1 protein-coding gene is annotated in these 1537 nt (G+C 23.4%); it reads left to right on the top strand.

The window, feature by feature from the left end; translation table 11 throughout:
- Positions 1-128 precede the first annotated feature (128 nt).
- On the top strand, positions 129-1427 hold the full coding sequence (locus KTO59_RS04220; protein ID WP_284928809.1) for a hypothetical protein: 1299 nt from the start codon (positions 129-131) through the stop codon (positions 1425-1427).
- The last annotated feature ends 110 nt before the right edge of the window (positions 1428-1537 follow it).

Raw genomic sequence — 1537 nt, 5'->3', positions numbered from 1 at the left:
CACCTAAAACAAGTTCTTTTCTGTCGGGACTTGTTTTTTTTTTTTTTTGTGTGTATAATAACTCTTAATAATTTGAAAAATTAAATTATTAAAAATTAATTCCAAAATTAAGAAAGGTTAAAAAAGAAATGAATTATAAAGAATTTATTCGGAAACATAAAAAAATAATAACTTTATTAGCGATAGGGTTAGGAATTTTGCTAATAGTAGTCGTTGTTTACAAAATTAAAAATTTAAATGATAATAATGTTGAAAGTCCATCCACAAGTGTGAACTCAAGCGCAACTTTAAAGATTTTAAACGAAAAAGTTTCAGATAATGGTTTTTTAATTTTTTTAAGTTTTTTTGACAAAGATGCAGTTACTATTAACCAAGATATTTACCAAGATATTGACCAAGATATTGACCAAGATATTGACCAAGATAAAAAATATACATTTAACGAAATTTTTAAACAATATAAAAAAAATATAAACGCTTTAACTGAAAACATAAATTTCCGCAAAAGCATTTATCACTCTTTAAATAGAAAAGATTTAGAACAAAAAAATGATAATTTCAAATTATCATCATCTCCAGTGTTATTTACCAAAGCTTTTTTCAAAGATAATCATGTTTATTTTCCTGCAAAAACTTTCCCTTTTAATGAAGAAGATGCTAAAGCATATAAAGACGATAAATTAGAAAATGACGGTTTTGATGAAGAAAAAGCTCTAAACTTATTACAACAAGCTTGGGATGATTTAACTCCTGAACAAAAACAAGATAATTATAAATTAAATTTATTTATTCAAGAAGATATTAAAGAACAATGTTTAACAAATATAAAATATTTAACTAATTCAATTTTAGAACAAATACAAAATTTATTCAATACTTTTATTACAAAAAATCATTTACCAGAAAATAAAATCAAAATTCAAATAGTTGATAAAGAGATAAATGAAAAAGATCCCTCACAAAATATGAATATGAGTTTGGATATAATACTACCACCAATAGGAGAAGATAAATTCAAAGAAGAAGATTATTATTGGATTATCAGTAGTGTTTTAAACAATGGTATAGGAAAAAAAACAATAACTTTAAACTTTTCCCCTTTAAAAATATATTTAGATAAAATTAAGCAACAAGGTGATAAAATTGATACCCAATTTTTTTCAGGCTTGGAATCAAAAACAGGATCTCAATATGATAAAGCTTATCCAGGAGTTAATGAGCAAACAGGTATTTTCACTTCTACTCATAAAGAATTTTTAGATTTTTACGATGATGTTATTTTAAAATTATTGCCCAAAGGAAGTAATAACGATCAAGAACAACAACTCATACAACAAACACATGAAGAAATCTTTAAAAAAGTATTAGCTTTAATCAAAGATTATCGATTTCATATTCCATTAGTCAATTTATTAGACACAAATTAAAGAAAGGGATTATCAGGATAAATTGATATGCAATTCATGAAGAAATTAAAACAAAAAATTAGTTTTAAAAACATCATTATTATGTTAATTATTTTTTATTTTTTAGCTAT

The organism is Candidatus Phytoplasma sp. AldY-WA1 (assembly GCF_020312115.2).
Taxonomy (GTDB): domain Bacteria; phylum Bacillota_I; class Bacilli_A; order Acholeplasmatales; family Acholeplasmataceae; genus Phytoplasma; species Phytoplasma vitis.
This window is presented reverse-complemented; position numbering and strand designations above follow the sequence as displayed.

Bases quoted from the DNA above. Each gene is read 5' to 3' on its own strand.
- KTO59_RS04220 (WP_284928809.1), top strand. From the start codon at position 129: ATGAATTATAAAGAATTTATTCGGAAACATAAAAAAATAATAACTTTA.